Genomic DNA, 14174 nt, shown 5'->3' with positions numbered 1-14174 from the left:
CCTCGACGTGTCGTGCCGGCTTTTCCTCGGCCCGTGAAGACGTCCGGATTGAATGAGCAGCGACTCTCCTGACGATAAGCGACCGATGTGCGATGAGGCCGGTGTTCCATAATTTTTTGTCAGTACGATTTAGTACATATCTACTTACTTTCTTCACGAGGTAGGTAGCTGACTTTAGGCAAGTAAAACCTGAAATTTCATACATTCACGAGTGTATACATGTGCTACATGGTATGAATTTGTACGAATTGAATGTTCCAATAACGACAATTTCCCCGGTGGAAGCACAGTTGATCAGTGCGCTTTTGCAAAAAATTTCGTTTATCCGGTCCACAAACATCCACGCCCTCGGCGACATATGTCGGTGCCGTGGGTAAGGTGCTGGCTGAGATATTTCTGTGCATTGGCCTGGAGGAGCGGTGGCGCATCGGCGACTGTTGAGGGGCGGGTTTCGATCTACAGTGTTAATCAGGGGGGTGAGGCGGTACGCCCGGTTTTGAATAACTCATGGTCGTTCCCGTGCGAAGTATGGGAACGACCGGATGTAGCTTGCGGAGGATATCCCCATGCACAGCGTCATCATCCTCACCGTCGGTCTGGTCCTGCTGGGCTGTACGCTGTTCTTCGGCCAGCGTCTGGGCATCAGCCGGCAGACCCTGGGGTTCGGCTTCCTCGGCATGTGGTTGCTGGCGACGATCCTCAATGGTGTCATTGGCGTGATCATCGCTCATCAGCCGGTGATTTCCGAACTGGTGATTGCCCTGGTCATTTTCGGCTTGCCAGCCATCGCTATGGCCCTGTTCATGCTGCTGGACAAGGTTTAGTGGCCGGTGTGGTGAGTTCTGTGAGTCAATTTCGGTGCCACACGTCCCTGGCCCGCGTTGCCGTTCCTTGCCATGGCGGGCTATGACTGGTCACGGCGCCCTGGCCAGGGACGTGTGGCAGACGAACTTGAGCTCACCCTAACCGTACAGGCCACCAGGCGAGCGCCGTGTCAGCGCACCAGGTGCAGGAACTGCATGTGCCGTTCGTACTGGTCGAGGATGTCGTTGATGATCTGGTCCTTGCTGTAGCCCATCAAGTCGTAGTCCTGGCTGCCCTCGCTCAGGTGGACCTCGGCACGGTAGTAGCGCCGGTTGCGCAATTCCTTGGGACCCATGCCACCACGGGCGAAGGAGGGCGTGAAGTAGCCGCGCATCTGCACCTGGTAGACGAACGGATGCTGGTCGCCATGACCGATTTCCAGGCTGACGCTATCGTTGGCCGGGTCGGGTTGGGTGATCACGTTCAGGCCCTTTTCGACAAACACCGCGCTGACCTCTTCGATGGCCGGACGCACGGTCTGGTCGAGAAACCGATAGACCTCGTCCCGCGACGGGAAATGCACCGCCTGGCTCAAGCGCTGGCGCCAGCCGCCCTTGCCGCGTGGCGAGCCGGAGACCGGTGCCAGCGAATGCAGTTGGGCAATGCGTTTCTGCGACTCCAGATAGAAGGCCTTATGCAGTCCCCACATCATCAACAGCAGGATCAGCGAGAACGGCAACGATGTCAGCACTACTGCCGATTTCAGCGCGTCGATACTGCCGGAAAACAGCAGCGCACTGGTGACTAGCGCGATCATCGCGCCCCAGAATACCCGCAGCCATTTCGGCCCGTCCTCATCGGCGCTGGCGCCACGTGCCGAGAGGGTCGAGAGCACCACGGTGCCGGAGTCGGCCGAGGTGACGAAGAACACGAAGCTGATAAACACCGTGACGGCGATCACCGTCTTGCTCCAGGGGTAGGTTTCCAGCAGCAGGTACAGGGTTCGCGACGGATCATCGATGGCGGACTGGCCGAGGGCGCTCATGCCGTGGTTGAGCACCTGATCGATGGCGCTATTGCCGAAGATCGACATCCACGCCAAGGTGAAGCCCAACGGGATCAGCAGCACGCCGAAGACGAATTCGCGAATCGTCCGACCACGGGAAATCCGCGCAATGAACAGACCCACGAACGGCGACCAGGCAATCCACCAGGCCCAATAGAACACCGTCCAGCCGCCCAGCCAATCGCTGGGCTTGTCGTAGGCGTAGAGGTCGAAGCTCTTGGTCGGCAGGGCCCCGAGGTAGTCGCCCAGGTTTTGGATCAGGGTGTTGAGCAGATGCTGGGTGGGCCCGGCGAACAGCACGAACAGCAGCAGCGCGCAGGCCAGCAGCATGTTGATGTCGGACATCACCCGCACACCCTTGTCGACACCGGCTACGGCCACCAGGATCGCCGCGCCCATCATCAGCGTGATCAGCCCGACCTGGATCCACTGGCTATGGGGCACGTTGAACAGGTAGTCCAGGCCTGAGTTGAGGTGCAGTACGCCGAAGCCCATGTCGGCGCCGAGGCCGAATACCGTGGCGATGATGCCGAAGCCGTCCACGGCGTAGCCGATAGGCCCGTTGATGCGTTTGCCGATCAGCGGGTAGAGCGCCGAACGCAGCGCCAGCGGCAGGTTGTACCGATAGGCGAAGTAGGCCAGGGCCATGCCGACGAAGGCGAACACTCCCCAGCCGTGCAAACCCCAGTGCAGGAATAGGATCTGCATCGCCTGGCGCGCCGCGGCGCTTGTACCGGCGAGGTCGCCGGCTTCGCCCTGGGGCGGTACGAGCATGTGGGTCAGGGGTTCGGAGACGCAAAAGAAGAACAGCGTGATGCTGATCCCGGCGGCGAACAGCATGCCGGCCCAAGACAGGTAGCTGAACTCGGGTTCGTCGTGGTCGGCACCGAGCTTGATCTTGCCGTAGCCGGACAAGGCGGTGACCACCACGAAGACCAGGTACAGGGTCATCGCCAGCAGGTAATACCAGCCGACCGTATCGGCCGCCCAGTTCTGTGCCGCCAGCAGCCATTGCCCTGCGGCTTGGGGTAGGCAGATGACCACCAGGCCGAACAGCAGGATAAAGGTCGCGGCGAAGTAGAACACCGGCGGATTCATGCGGATCAGGCCGCTTGGCGGGGTCGCGGAGGTACTCATGCGGCGAGCACCTCAAGGGGATGGAGCATGGCTGGATATCTCGGACTCAGCAAAGGCAAGCCTCCTGTTGTGAGCGGGCAGCGAACTGCCGGTTTAACTTGAACGAACGGTCAAGTTAAACACGGATAGGGCCTTGAGGACTAATCGTGGCGCTGGGTTGTAGTGTTCCGATAGGCGCATCAGGTAGGGGTATGACGCCGGTTCGGTGTGAATCGTTCCGGGTCTCAGCGCTGGCTATCTTGCCCGTGCTGCTGCAGATTGGCCTGGGTCAGGTTGCAGCCCGCCGGCACGCTACGGGTCAGCCAGACGTTGCCGCCGATGGTCGCGCCCTTGCCGATGGTGATTCGCCCCAGGATGGTGGCCCCGGCATAGATCACCACATCGTCCTCGACGATTGGATGACGCGGATGGCCCTTCTGCAACTGACCGTCCTCGTCCGCCGGGAAACGCTTGGCACCGAGGGTCACCGCCTGGTAGATCCTGACTCGCTCGCCGATGATCGCGGTTTCGCCGATCACTACGCCGGTCCCATGGTCGATAAAGAAACTGCGACCGATCTGCGCGCCGGGGTGAATGTCGATCCCGGTGGCCGAGTGGGCGATTTCCGCGCTGATCCGTGCCAGCAGCGGCAAGCCGGCGCGGTACAGGTGATGGGCCAGGCGATGATGGATCACCGCGAGAATCCCTGGGTAGCACAGCAACACCTCATCGACGCTGCGTGCCGCCGGATCGCCGTGATAAGCCGCGAGGACGTCGGTGTCGAGCAGCCGACGCAGTTCCGGCAGGGCCATGGCGAATGCCTGGATCAACCGCACCGCCTTGGCCTGAACCTCGGCGTCCGATTCGCCGCCGTGTCGCGCCACGTAGCGCAGTTCCAGGCGAGCCTGGCCCAGCAGGGCATTGAGGGCTGTATCGAGCGTGTGGCCAACGTAGAAATCCTCGCTTTCCTCGCGCAGGTCCACCGGCCCCAGGCGCATGGGAAACAGTGCGCCGCACAACGCTTCGAGAATCTCGGCCATGGCCTGGCGCGACGGCAGTTCACGCCCGCCCTGTTCGTCGCTGACTCGGCCGTTGTGACGGCGCCATTCATCCCGGGCGCTGCGCAACTGGCTGACGATGGTCTGTAGTTGCCAATGGCTGGAACGCTCGTTCACGGTCAAATCTCCGCTCTGGCGACCGGACAGTCGAGTCGCCTGAATGGCTTTCACTTTACGGCACCGCCCCGATGGGGAATTAAGAACGAATAGTGTTGTTCTCAGAACTTTCCGACATAAGTGCAAGGCGGTTGCCTGTGAGGAAGTGCCTGCCTATAGTCGAGGCATTTCCCACAGTCAGTTCGGACCCATGATCAAACAGCAGCTCGCCCGCTTTAATCGCCTGGAACTCCTGACCCAGGCCACGCCTTTGGAAAAGCTCGAACGCCTGTCGACCTGGGTAGGGCGCGATATCTACATCAAGCGCGATGACCTGACACCTCTGGCCCTGGGTGGCAACAAGCTGCGTAAGCTCGAATACCTCGCCGCCGACGCGCTGGCCAGTGGCGCCGACACGCTGGTCACCGCTGGGGCGATCCAGTCCAATCATGTGCGCCAGACCGCTGCGCTGGCCGCCCGTCTGGGCCTGGGCTGCGTGGCGCTGGTGGAAAACCCCATCGGCACCGAGGACAGCAATTACCTGCGCAACGGCAACCGACTGCTACTCGACTTGTTCGATGCCAAGGTCGAGCGGGTGGACAACCTGGATAATGTCGATGAGCAATTGCAGGCCCTGGCCGAGCGATTGCGCAACAATGGCAGGAAACCCTATCTGGTACCGATCGGCGGCTCCAATGCCCTCGGGGCTTTGGGCTATGTGCGTGGCGGGTTGGAGCTGGCGGCGCAGATCGAAGCGACGGGACTGGCGTTCGCCGCGGTGGTGCTGGCTTCCGGCAGCGCCGGTACCCACAGTGGCCTCGGACTGGCGTTGAGCGAGGCGCTGCCGAAGTTGCCAGTGGTGGGGGTGACGGTATCGCGTAGCGATGAGGCGCAACGACCGAAAGTACAAGACCTGGCCGAACGTACCGCCGAGCTGTTGGGCGTGGATTTGCCGGCCAGCTTCAGGGTCGAGCTTTGGGACGAATATTTTGCCCCGCGTTATGGCGAACCGAGTGCCGGGACCCTGGCGGCGATCAAGCTGCTGGCGAGCCAGGAAGGCATCCTGCTCGACCCGGTGTACACCGGCAAGGCGATGGCCGGGCTGCTCGACGGGATCGGCCTGCAGCGTTTCGACGAAGGACCTATTATCTTTTTGCACACTGGCGGAGCACCAGCGTTGTTTGCCTACAACGCGGCGTTTGACTAGGGTCTGTACGAAATGTTTTCGAACGAAGGCCAGGCTGGGCGAGCTGGCTTGCAACCCCGCATGGGCGAGCGCAGATACCTTGCGTACAGAGCCTCAGGAGAGAGCCATACCTGCTGGCGTGGGAGAACAATCAGTTGATCAATTTAATTGGAATAAAATAAGTATTTTATATTGTTTAAAACTATAAAAAAGTCGTTTTATAGTTTCACCGCAGTGAATTTGCTGCGAGACGCCCATCTTGCTTTGAGGCAGGATTGGCGCTTGTCATCAAAGTGTCAGGTTTGCCTGCCTTTCCCATAAGAAAACACACGGGGCTTTTCATGAATATTGGTGCATTTCGCAAGCGTCTGTTGGTCGCCGGCCTGGGTCTGGCGTTCGGCGCCGGTCTGCTGGGTCAGGCCTTTGCCGGTGAACAACTGAACACGATCAAGAAGGCGGGCGAGATCAAGATCGGCCTGGAAGGCACCTACCCGCCGTTCAGCTTTGTCGATGAAAGCGGCAAGCTCAGCGGTTTTGAGGTCGAGTTGTCCGAGGCGTTGGCCCACGAGCTGGGCGTCAAGGTCAAGCTTCAAGCCACGCCGTGGGATGGCATCCTCGCGGCCTTGGAATCCAAGCGCCTGGACGCGGTGGTCAACCAGGTAACCATCTCCGAGGAGCGCAGGAAGAAATACGACTTCTCCGCGCCTTACACCGTCTCCGGTATTCAGGCGCTGACCCTGAAGAAGAACCTCGACGCGATCAAGACGGTCGACGACCTGGCCGGCAAGAAAGTCGGTGTGGGCTTGGGCACCAATTACGAACAATGGCTCAAGGACAACGCGCCTAAAGCCATTATCAAGACCTACAACGACGACCCCACCAAGTTCCAGGATCTGCGCATCGGTCGTATCGACGCCATTCTGATCGACCGCCTGGCTGCCCTGGAATACGCCAAGAAAGCCCCGGATACCGCTGCTGCCGGCGACGCCTTCTCCCGTCAGGAAGCCGGTATTGCCCTGCGCAAAGGTGAGCCTGAATTGCTCGACGCGGTGAACAAGGCTCTCGACAAGCTGCGTGCCGATGGCACCTTGAAGCAGCTGTCCGAGAAATACTTCAACGCTGACGTCACTCAATAATGGAAGCAGGCTTGCAACTTGCGCTGGACTCCGCGCCCTTTCTGCTCAAGGGCGCGTACTACACAGTGATTCTTAGCCTTGGCGGGATGTTTTTCGGTTTGCTGCTGGGTTTCGGCCTAGCCTTGATGCGCCTGTCGCGCTTCAAGCTGCCGAGCTGGATCGCCCGGATCTACGTGTCGTTCTTTCGTGGCACGCCGCTGTTGGTGCAGCTGTTTTTGATCTACTACGGCTTGCCGCAAGTGGGTATCGAGCTGGATCCGATTCCGGCGGCCATGATCGGCTTTTCACTGAACATGGCTGCCTATGCGTGTGAAATTCTGCGTGCCGCCATCGCGTCCATTGAGCGTGGCCAGTGGGAAGCCGCCGCCAGTATTGGCATGACCCGTGCGCAAACCTTGCGCCGGGCCATCCTGCCGCAGGCGATGCGCACCGCCCTGCCACCCTTGGGCAACAGCTTTATTTCGCTGGTCAAGGACACGGCGCTGGCGGCGACGATCCAGGTGCCCGAGCTGTTTCGCCAAGCGCAATTGGTGTCGGCGCGCACCTTTGAAATTTTCACCATGTATCTGTCCGCGGCCCTGATCTACTGGGTGCTGGCGAGCATCCTGGCGCATTTTCAAAATCGCCTGGAAGACCGGGTCAACCGGCATGACCTGGAGCCTTGAAGCATGATTGTGGTTGAAAAACTCACCAAACAATTCAAGGGGCAGGTGGTGCTCAACGGTATCGACCTTGAGGTCAAGGAAGGCGAGGTCGTTGCCATCATCGGCCCCAGCGGTTCCGGCAAGACGACCTTCCTGCGTTGCCTGAACTTCCTCGAAGAACCCTCCAGTGGGCGGATCCAGGTCGGCGATATCGAGATCGATGGCAGCCGTCCGCTGAGCCAACAGCAGAGCCTGGTGCGCCAACTGCGCCAGCAGGTGGGCTTCGTGTTCCAGAACTTCAACCTGTTTCCCCATCGCACCGCGCTGGAGAACGTCATCGAAGGCCCGCTGGTGGTCAAGAAGACTCCGCGCGACCAGGCGCTGGCGCTGGGGCGCAAGCTGCTGGCCAAGGTCGGCCTGGCGGGCAAGGAAGACGCTTATCCGCGCCGGTTGTCCGGTGGGCAGCAGCAACGGGTGGCGATTGCCCGGGCCCTGGCGATGGAGCCGCAGGTAATCTTGTTCGATGAGCCGACCTCGGCCCTCGACCCGGAGCTGGTGGGTGAAGTATTGGCGACCATTCGTGGTCTGGCGCAAGAAAAACGCACCATGGTCATCGTGACCCATGAAATGAGTTTTGCCCGCGATGTAGCCAACCGGGTGATCTTCTTCGACAAGGGTGTGATCGTTGAACAAGGTGAAGCCAAGGCGCTGTTTGCCGAGCCGAAAGAAGAACGTACTCGTCAATTTCTCAGTAAGTTTCTGGGTAATACGTAGGAATGTTCTTGAGTTGATATAGCGTACTCATGGAGAGAGTAGGCTATTCAAGGCATGACAGTTTTAACCGACCTTGGGTCATCTTATTATATGACCTGTCTGATCTTTGGAACGCTCCATTCTTAAGTTATAAGCCAGCCTTATCGGGACAGCGTGCGACGGTTGTCCAGGGTGTTCGAGCGCCGATTGCCGCGTGCGCGAGATGCCGCGCCTCTCGGCACGGCACCTACCTTGAAGTCATGCTTTTCGTGCGTCGTGACCGGCTCGCCGACTCCTGTACCGAGGCGATGCCTGGTGGAAACTCGACGATATCCATAGGGACTTGCGACGTATCCCGGCGGCGGCTGATGTATATAGGCAACAGAAGTAGGACGTGTCCGAATAACAGCGCGATAATAATAATTATCGATTAACGCCTTGACACTCGCACCGCAAAACTTTTAGCTGCCTTTAACAACTTGCGCGGCGTTATCCGGATGGCGCTCAAGTTTTGGTGGGGTGTCCCGGTGTTCTGGTGACACATTCTTTCGGCTGTAAGGAAACGGCGAAAGCGCCAGTGGGGGTATGTGTCTGGAAGGATCAGGCCACCTCTCGCAAGTTTAACTTTCGGCAACTATCAAAAGGACGATTTCATGAACTATCCCCTGGAGCATTCCCGGCTCGCACCGCCCGTCGTTCCGCAAGCCAACAGGCGCGGTATCGGTCGCGTGGCCGCTGAGCAATTGTCGATCACGATCCCGGTCTATCCCGGTATGGACGAAGGGGATCTGGTCGAGTTGTTCTGGGACGGTTGTTATGTGACGTCCAGGCAGCTCCTGGCCGGTGAGGCCGGCCAGCCGATCAGCCTGCGAGTGCCGGAAAGTTTTATTCTTGAAGGAGTGGCGCGGATTCACTACCACCTGATGCGCGTCGGTCGCGCCGCCCTGGTGTCGCCGATGCTCAAGCTGCCGGTCAAGCTGGCCTGCCCCGGCGGGCTGCCGATCGACGAGGAGAACCAGGGCCTGGCGCCACTGATCATTCCTGGGCCTATCGGTCGCTATGGGGTCAATCCACGCCAGATGAAGCGCGGGGTGCCGCTGACCTTGGCACCTTATCTCAACATGGCCGCCGAGGATGAAATCACGTTGCTCTGGGGCGATGTCCGGCTCGACCTGCCGAAGCTGGCCCCGGCGGATATCGGTAAGCCGGTCACGGTATTCGTTCCCGCCGGGGTGATCCAGGAAGCGGGGGAGGATCGCGGGTTGGACATCACCTACTGCGTGATCGACCGGGTCGGTAACAACTCCCGCTGGGCGCCAGTACGAAGGTTGCGGGTGGGCACCTCGCGGCATTTCATCAGGACTTGCAAAGCTCCCTTCAAACTCGCCTGCCAACGCCGTCGAGAGTGAAGGCGGAACTGTTATGTCTGTTTAGGGTATATGAACCGGACCACCAGCTCCGCTTGATTTCGCTTGCGTCGCCCTGGCGATAGCCCCTCGGTCGGCGAGGCTGTGGAACAAGCGCTGAGAGAACCGAGCAGAGTGATATATTCGGAACACTCACGGCAACCCGCGCAGACCTCGATGAAAACCCTCGACCCCGACGATCTCGAACAGATTGCTTCCACCACCCTCGGTCACTACAACCGCAGCGCCGAGGGTTTTCGCGAAGGTACCCGCGACCATGATGTGAGTCAGAACATCGATGCGCTGCTACGGCATCTCCAGGGTGCGGCGCCGTTTACCGTGCTGGACTTCGGTTGCGGCCCTGGACGGGATTTACCGGCCTTCACTCGCATGGGCCATATCGCGGTTGGCCTCGACGGTTCCGAGCGCTTTGCGCAAATGGCCCGCGAAGACAGCGGTTGCGAAGTGCTGCAACAGAACTTCCTCGACCTTGACTTGGCGCCTGAACGCTTCGACGGCATCTTCGCCAACGCTGTGCTGTTCCATATCCCGCGCCAGGAACTGCCACGGGTACTGCGGCAATTGCATGCCACGCTCAAGCCGGGCGGAGTACTGTTCAGCTCCAATCCGCGCGGGGAAAACCAGGAGGGCTGGAATGGCGAACGGTATGGTTCGTACCACGACCTGAACGCCTGGCGCGCACTGCTGACGGCGGCGGGCTTTGTCGAACTGGAACACTACTATCGCCCCGCCGGACTGCCGCGTGAGCAACAGCCGTGGTTGGCGAGTGTGTGGCGCAGGATCTGAAGTCAGACCCCGATGTGCAGATGAACACCGTTGCGACAAGCCCACTCGCCATAAGCGGGCAGGCTGGTAGGTGCTCGACGTTTATAGCTTGGCGATGGACACTTCGGTGGATTTCACAAAGGCGATCACTTCACTGCCGACCCGCAAGTCCAACTCTTTCACCGAGCGGGTGGTGATCACCGAAGTGACGATCCCGGAGGCGGTCTGTACGTCGATTTCCGACAGCACGTCACCGGTGACGATTTCCTTGATGGTGCCTTTGAACTGGTTGCGAACGTTGATGGCTTTGATGGTCATGACGTTGATTCCTGTTATTGACTGAATAGGCAAGGCGTTGATTTACAGCGCCCAACGCAATTGCGTGGGCAAGGGCGAAACAGGTTCCGGCGCGGGCGGTACGCCTGGCAGCGCCAGCACTCGATGCAATACCTCGGTCTCCAACGCCGCCAGGCGATGGGAGCCACGCACCCGAGGGCGCGGCAGTTCGACCTGGAGGTCGAGGCCGATTTGGCCCTCTTCGATCAGGATCACCCGATCGGCGATGGCCACGGCCTCGCTGACGTCATGAGTCACCAGCAGCACGGTGAAACCGTGCTGCTGCCAGAGACGCTCGATCAGGTGTTGCATTTCGATCCGGGTCAGGGCGTCCAGTGCCCCCAGCGGTTCGTCGAGCAACAGCAGTCGCGGTTGGTGAATCAGGGCACGGGCCAGGGCCACGCGCTGTTTCTGGCCGCCGGACAAGGCCGCCGGCCAGTCATTGGCGCGGTCCGCCAGGCCGACCGCTTCCAGGGCTTGCAGGGCCTGTGGTCGCCAGTGACCCGTGAGGCCGAGACCGACGTTGTCGATGATCTTTTTCCAGGGCAGCAACCGCGCTTCCTGGAACATCAGCCGGGTGTCTTCGTGGGCTTCGCTCAGGGCTGCGGAACCGGCCAACAAATCGCCACCGGTCGGTTGTTCAAGGCCGGCCAACAAGCGCAGTAGCGTGCTTTTGCCGCAGCCGCTGCGACCGACCACGGCGACAAACTGGCCGGCCGGAATATGCAGGTCGATCTCGCGCAGTACCTGGCGTTCGCCGAAGGTCTTTTGCAGCTTGCGCACCGCCAGGGGAATACCGCGTAGCAGGCGTGGAGGTTGTTGGGCTGTCATGCGTCACCGCCTTTGGTCACTTGATACGCCGGATGCCAGCGCAGCCAGACACGTTCCAGACCGCGCGCGGCCAGGTCGGCGAGCTTGCCGAGCGCGGCGTAGAGCACGATGGACAGGACCACCACGTCGGTCTGCAAGAACTCCCGGGCGTTCATTGCCAGGTAGCCGATACCGGCGTTGGCCGAGATGGTTTCCGCGACGATCAGCGTCAACCACATAAAGCCCAGGGCGAAGCGCACGCCCACCAGAATCGACGGCAGCGCGCCCGGCAGGATCACCTGACGGAACAGGCCAAAGCCGGACAGCCCATAGCTGCGGGCCATTTCCACCAGGGCCGGATCGACGTTGCGGATGCCGTGGTAGGTGTTGAGATAGATCGGGAACAAGGTGCCCAGGGCCACCAGGAAAATCTTCGCTGACTCGTCGATGCCGAACCACAGGATCACCAGCGGGATCAGGGCCAGGTGCGGCACGTTGCGGATCATCTGCAGCGAGCTGTCGAGCAGGCGCTCACCCCATTTCGACAGACCGGTGATAAAGCCCAGGACCAGGCCGATACTGCCACCGATGGCAAAGCCGATACCGGCGCGCCAGCCGCTGATGGCCAGGTGTTTCCAGATATCGCCGCTCTGCACCAGCGCAACGCCAACTTCAATCACGGCGCTCGGCGCGGGAAGTATCCGGGTCGACAGCCAGCCGGCCGAGACCGACAACTGCCACACCACCAGTAACAGCAGCGGTAGGGCCCAAGGTGCGAACCTGTGGGTGATTTTGCTCAGGGTCGTCATAGCGCGGTCTCAACGCTGGGACGCGGCTTTGGGCAAGATGTCGTTGGCGACCATCTCACCGAAAGGGCTGGCGTAACCGGCGCTTTTCGGCAGTTCCGGGCGTTCGATATCCAAGTGTGGGAACAGCAACTCGGCCACCCGGTAGGACTCTTCCAGGTGGGGATAACCGGAGAAGATAAAGGTGTCGATGCCCAGGTCCGCGTATTCCTTGACCCGCGCCGCGACCGTCGGGCCGTCGCCCACCAGCGCTGTGCCGGCACCGCCACGTACCAGGCCGACCCCGGCCCAGAGGTTCGGGCTGACTTCCAGGTTATCGCGGCTGCCACCGTGCAGGGCCGCCATGCGCTGCTGACCAACGGAGTCGAAGCGCGCCAGGGACTTCTGCGCGCGGGCGATAGTCTCGTCGTCCAGGTGGGAGATGAGGCTGTCAGCGGCTTGCCAGGCTTGGGCATTGGTGGGGCGAACGATCACGTGTAGGCGGATGCCGAAGCGCACGGTGCGCCCAAGCTTGGCGGCCTTGGCGCGGACCTGTTCGATCTTCTCGGCGACGGCGGCCGGTGGTTCGCCCCAAGTCAGGACCATGTCCACCTGTTCGGCGGCGAGGTCCTGGGCGGCTTCCGAGGAGCCGCCGAAGTACAGCGGTGGACGCGGTTGCTGGATCGGCGGATAGAGCAGCTTGGCGCCTTTGACGCTGATGTGCTGGCCATCGTAATCGACGGTTTCGCCTTCCAGCACGCGGCGCCAGATACGGGTGAATTCCACCGAGGCCTGGTAACGCTCTTCGTGGCTGAGGAACAGGCCGTCACCGGCCAACTCGTCCGGGTCGCCGCCTGTCACCAGATTGAACAGCGCACGGCCACCGGACAGCCGGTCAAGGGTCGCGGCCTGGCGTGCCGCCACTGTTGGAGAAATAATTCCAGGGCGCAGGGCAACGAGGAATTTCAGGCGTTGGGTCACCGGGATAAGCGAGGCGGCGACCAGCCAGGAGTCCTCGCAGGACCGTCCGGTGGGGATCAGCACACCGCCGAAACCGAGGCGGTCGGCGGCCTGGGCCACTTGCTGCAGATAGCCGTGATCGACGGCGCGAGCGCCTTCGGCGGTGCCCAGGTAATGGCCGTCGCCGTGGGTAGGCAGGAACCAGAAAATATTGAGGCTCATGGAGTGGTTTCCTAAGGAATAGGGTTCAAGGTGCAGTGGTAACGGCGGCTGAGGGGGACCAGATCACGTCCTTGATACTCAGCGGTTTGGGAATCAATTTGAGTCGGTAGAAGCTGTCGGCGATTTTCTGTTGACCCGCGATCACCTCGGGAGTGAGGAACTGCGCGCCATAACCTTGGCGTTTCACCGAGATCAGCGTGATATCGGCGGGCACGCCGAGCAGCGGCGCGAGTTGGGCGGTGACTTCCTGGGGATTGGCTTTGGACCAGTCACCGACGGCGCGGATTTCTTCCACCAGGGTCTTGATCACCTGCGGATGTTTTTCGGCGTAGGGCTTGGTCGCCAGATAGAACTGGTGGTTGTCCACCAGGCCGCTACCGTCACGCAGCGTGCGGGCCTGGAGTTGTTGTTCGGCGGCGGCCTGGTACGGATCCCAGATCACCCAGGCATCGACGCTGCCCCGCTCGAAGGCGGCGCGGGCATCGGCGGGCGGCAGGTAGACGGCCTCGATATCGCTGTACCCGAGGCCGGCGTCTTCCAGGGCGCGGACCAACAGGTAATGGACATTGGAGCCTTTGTTGAGGACGACTTTCTTGCCTTTGAGTTCGCGCACCGACTGGATCGGCGAGTCCTTGGGCACCAGGATCGCCTCACTGGTCGGTGCCGGCGGTTCGGAGGCGACATACAACAGGTCGGCACCGGCGGCCTGGGCGAAGACCGGAGGGGTTTCGCCGGTAACGCCGAAGTCGATGGAGCCGACGTTCAATCCTTCGAGCAGTTGCGGGCCACCGGGAAATTCGGTCCATTGCACCTGGATGCCCTGGGCGGCGAGGCGTTTTTCCAGGGTGCCCTTGGCCTTGAGCATCACCAGGGTGCCGTATTTCTGATAGCCGATGCGGATTGAGTCGGCTTGAGCTTGGGAAATGACGCCGAAGGTGACAGCCGCGGCAAACAGAGCGACCAGACCGCGACGCAAAATGACAGTGCGCATGGCGCTCTCCTTTTTGCAG

14 protein-coding genes are annotated in these 14174 nt (G+C 60.9%); 7 read left to right on the top strand and 7 right to left on the bottom strand.

Features of this window, described 5'->3' with window-relative positions:
* The first annotated feature begins 566 nt into the window (after nt 1–566).
* Entirely contained in the window at nt 567–824 is a 258-nt protein-coding gene (locus tag AWM79_RS15500; RefSeq protein WP_017132586.1) for a hypothetical protein, read from the top strand.
* Between the two features lie 170 nt (nt 825–994).
* On the opposite strand, the gene betT is transcribed toward AWM79_RS15500, so the two are convergent.
* Nucleotides 995–2968 carry a choline transporter BetT gene (betT, locus tag AWM79_RS15495; protein WP_167375463.1) on the bottom strand — a complete coding sequence of 658 codons (1974 nt, stop codon included), beginning with the start codon at nt 2966–2968 and terminating at the stop codon, nt 995–997.
* 263 nt (nt 2969–3231) lie between these two features.
* The gene (gene epsC, locus AWM79_RS15490; RefSeq protein WP_026013238.1) at nt 3232–4161 is read right to left on the bottom strand and encodes a serine O-acetyltransferase EpsC; all 930 of its coding nucleotides are present in this window, start codon (nt 4159–4161) and stop codon (nt 3232–3234) included.
* A gap of 190 nt (nt 4162–4351) precedes the next feature.
* On the opposite strand from epsC, the gene AWM79_RS15485 reads away from it, so the two are divergent.
* From AWM79_RS15485 to AWM79_RS15460, 6 genes are all read left to right on the top strand, one after another.
* Nucleotides 4352–5347, top strand: a complete 996-nt coding sequence (locus AWM79_RS15485; RefSeq protein WP_017132583.1) for a D-cysteine desulfhydrase — start codon at nt 4352–4354, stop codon at nt 5345–5347.
* Between the two features lie 320 nt (nt 5348–5667).
* Complete coding sequence (gene tcyJ, locus AWM79_RS15480) at nt 5668–6462, top strand: cystine ABC transporter substrate-binding protein (RefSeq protein ID WP_060783191.1); 795 nt, start codon at nt 5668–5670, stop codon at nt 6460–6462.
* Nucleotides 6462–7127 carry a cystine ABC transporter permease gene (tcyL, locus tag AWM79_RS15475; RefSeq protein WP_017132581.1) on the top strand — a complete coding sequence of 222 codons (666 nt, stop codon included), beginning with the start codon at nt 6462–6464 and terminating at the stop codon, nt 7125–7127. Before tcyJ ends, tcyL begins: the two co-directional genes overlap by 1 nt.
* A 3-nt stretch (nt 7128–7130) precedes the next feature.
* Complete coding sequence (gene tcyN / locus AWM79_RS15470) at nt 7131–7880, top strand: L-cystine ABC transporter ATP-binding protein TcyN (protein WP_017132580.1); 750 nt, start codon at nt 7131–7133, stop codon at nt 7878–7880.
* Between the two features lie 632 nt (nt 7881–8512).
* Nucleotides 8513–9268, top strand: coding sequence for a hypothetical protein (locus AWM79_RS15465; protein WP_017132579.1), 756 nt, complete (start codon nt 8513–8515; stop codon nt 9266–9268).
* Between the two features lie 174 nt (nt 9269–9442).
* Entirely contained in the window at nt 9443–10072 is a 630-nt protein-coding gene (locus tag AWM79_RS15460) for a class I SAM-dependent methyltransferase (RefSeq protein ID WP_017132578.1), read from the top strand.
* An 81-nt stretch (nt 10073–10153) separates the two neighbouring features.
* Here the strand turns inward: AWM79_RS15460 and AWM79_RS15455 are convergent, their stop codons facing one another.
* From AWM79_RS15455 to AWM79_RS15435, 5 genes are read right to left on the bottom strand one after another with little or no spacing between them, the layout of a single operon-like run.
* Nucleotides 10154–10369, bottom strand: a complete 216-nt coding sequence (locus AWM79_RS15455; protein ID WP_017132577.1) for a TOBE domain-containing protein — start codon at nt 10367–10369, stop codon at nt 10154–10156.
* A gap of 42 nt (nt 10370–10411) precedes the next feature.
* A complete protein-coding gene (gene ssuB / locus AWM79_RS15450) occupies nt 10412–11218 on the bottom strand; it encodes an aliphatic sulfonates ABC transporter ATP-binding protein (protein WP_017132576.1) in 807 nt (268 codons plus the stop codon).
* A complete protein-coding gene (gene ssuC, locus AWM79_RS15445) occupies nt 11215–12006 on the bottom strand; it encodes an aliphatic sulfonate ABC transporter permease SsuC (protein ID WP_017132575.1) in 792 nt (263 codons plus the stop codon). The genes ssuB and ssuC overlap by 4 nt, the downstream gene beginning before the upstream one ends.
* A gap of 9 nt (nt 12007–12015) precedes the next feature.
* Nucleotides 12016–13164, bottom strand: coding sequence for an FMNH2-dependent alkanesulfonate monooxygenase (gene ssuD, locus AWM79_RS15440; protein ID WP_060783190.1), 1149 nt, complete (start codon nt 13162–13164; stop codon nt 12016–12018).
* A 25-nt stretch (nt 13165–13189) separates the two neighbouring features.
* Complete coding sequence (locus tag AWM79_RS15435) at nt 13190–14155, bottom strand: sulfonate ABC transporter substrate-binding protein (RefSeq protein WP_017132574.1); 966 nt, start codon at nt 14153–14155, stop codon at nt 13190–13192.
* Nucleotides 14156–14174: the final 19 nt, after the last annotated feature.

This window comes from Pseudomonas agarici (genome assembly GCF_001543125.1).
Lineage (GTDB): Bacteria > Pseudomonadota > Gammaproteobacteria > Pseudomonadales > Pseudomonadaceae > Aquipseudomonas > Aquipseudomonas agarici.
The sequence above is the reverse complement of the archived record's forward strand: the minus strand, read 5'-3'. Positions and strand labels throughout refer to the sequence as shown.

What these genes read in the sequence shown, in the direction of transcription:
- tcyN (WP_017132580.1), top strand. Translation starts at nt 7,131, where the DNA reads ATGATTGTGGTTGAAAAACTCACCAAACAATTCAAGGGGCAGGTGGTG.
- AWM79_RS15460 (WP_017132578.1), top strand. Translation starts at nt 9,443, where the DNA reads ATGAAAACCCTCGACCCCGACGATCTCGAACAGATTGCTTCCACCACC.
- AWM79_RS15455 (WP_017132577.1), bottom strand. Translation starts at nt 10,369, where the DNA reads ATGACCATCAAAGCCATCAACGTTCGCAACCAGTTCAAAGGCACCATC.
- tcyJ (WP_060783191.1), top strand. Translation starts at nt 5,668, where the DNA reads ATGAATATTGGTGCATTTCGCAAGCGTCTGTTGGTCGCCGGCCTGGGT.
- AWM79_RS15465 (WP_017132579.1), top strand. Translation starts at nt 8,513, where the DNA reads ATGAACTATCCCCTGGAGCATTCCCGGCTCGCACCGCCCGTCGTTCCG.
- AWM79_RS15435 (WP_017132574.1), bottom strand. Translation starts at nt 14,155, where the DNA reads ATGCGCACTGTCATTTTGCGTCGCGGTCTGGTCGCTCTGTTTGCCGCG.
- tcyL (WP_017132581.1), top strand. Translation starts at nt 6,462, where the DNA reads ATGGAAGCAGGCTTGCAACTTGCGCTGGACTCCGCGCCCTTTCTGCTC.
- betT (WP_167375463.1), bottom strand. Translation starts at nt 2,968, where the DNA reads ATGAATCCGCCGGTGTTCTACTTCGCCGCGACCTTTATCCTGCTGTTC.
- ssuC (WP_017132575.1), bottom strand. Translation starts at nt 12,006, where the DNA reads ATGACGACCCTGAGCAAAATCACCCACAGGTTCGCACCTTGGGCCCTA.
- AWM79_RS15485 (WP_017132583.1), top strand. Translation starts at nt 4,352, where the DNA reads ATGATCAAACAGCAGCTCGCCCGCTTTAATCGCCTGGAACTCCTGACC.
- ssuD (WP_060783190.1), bottom strand. Translation starts at nt 13,164, where the DNA reads ATGAGCCTCAATATTTTCTGGTTCCTGCCTACCCACGGCGACGGCCAT.
- AWM79_RS15500 (WP_017132586.1), top strand. Translation starts at nt 567, where the DNA reads ATGCACAGCGTCATCATCCTCACCGTCGGTCTGGTCCTGCTGGGCTGT.
- ssuB (WP_017132576.1), bottom strand. Translation starts at nt 11,218, where the DNA reads ATGACAGCCCAACAACCTCCACGCCTGCTACGCGGTATTCCCCTGGCG.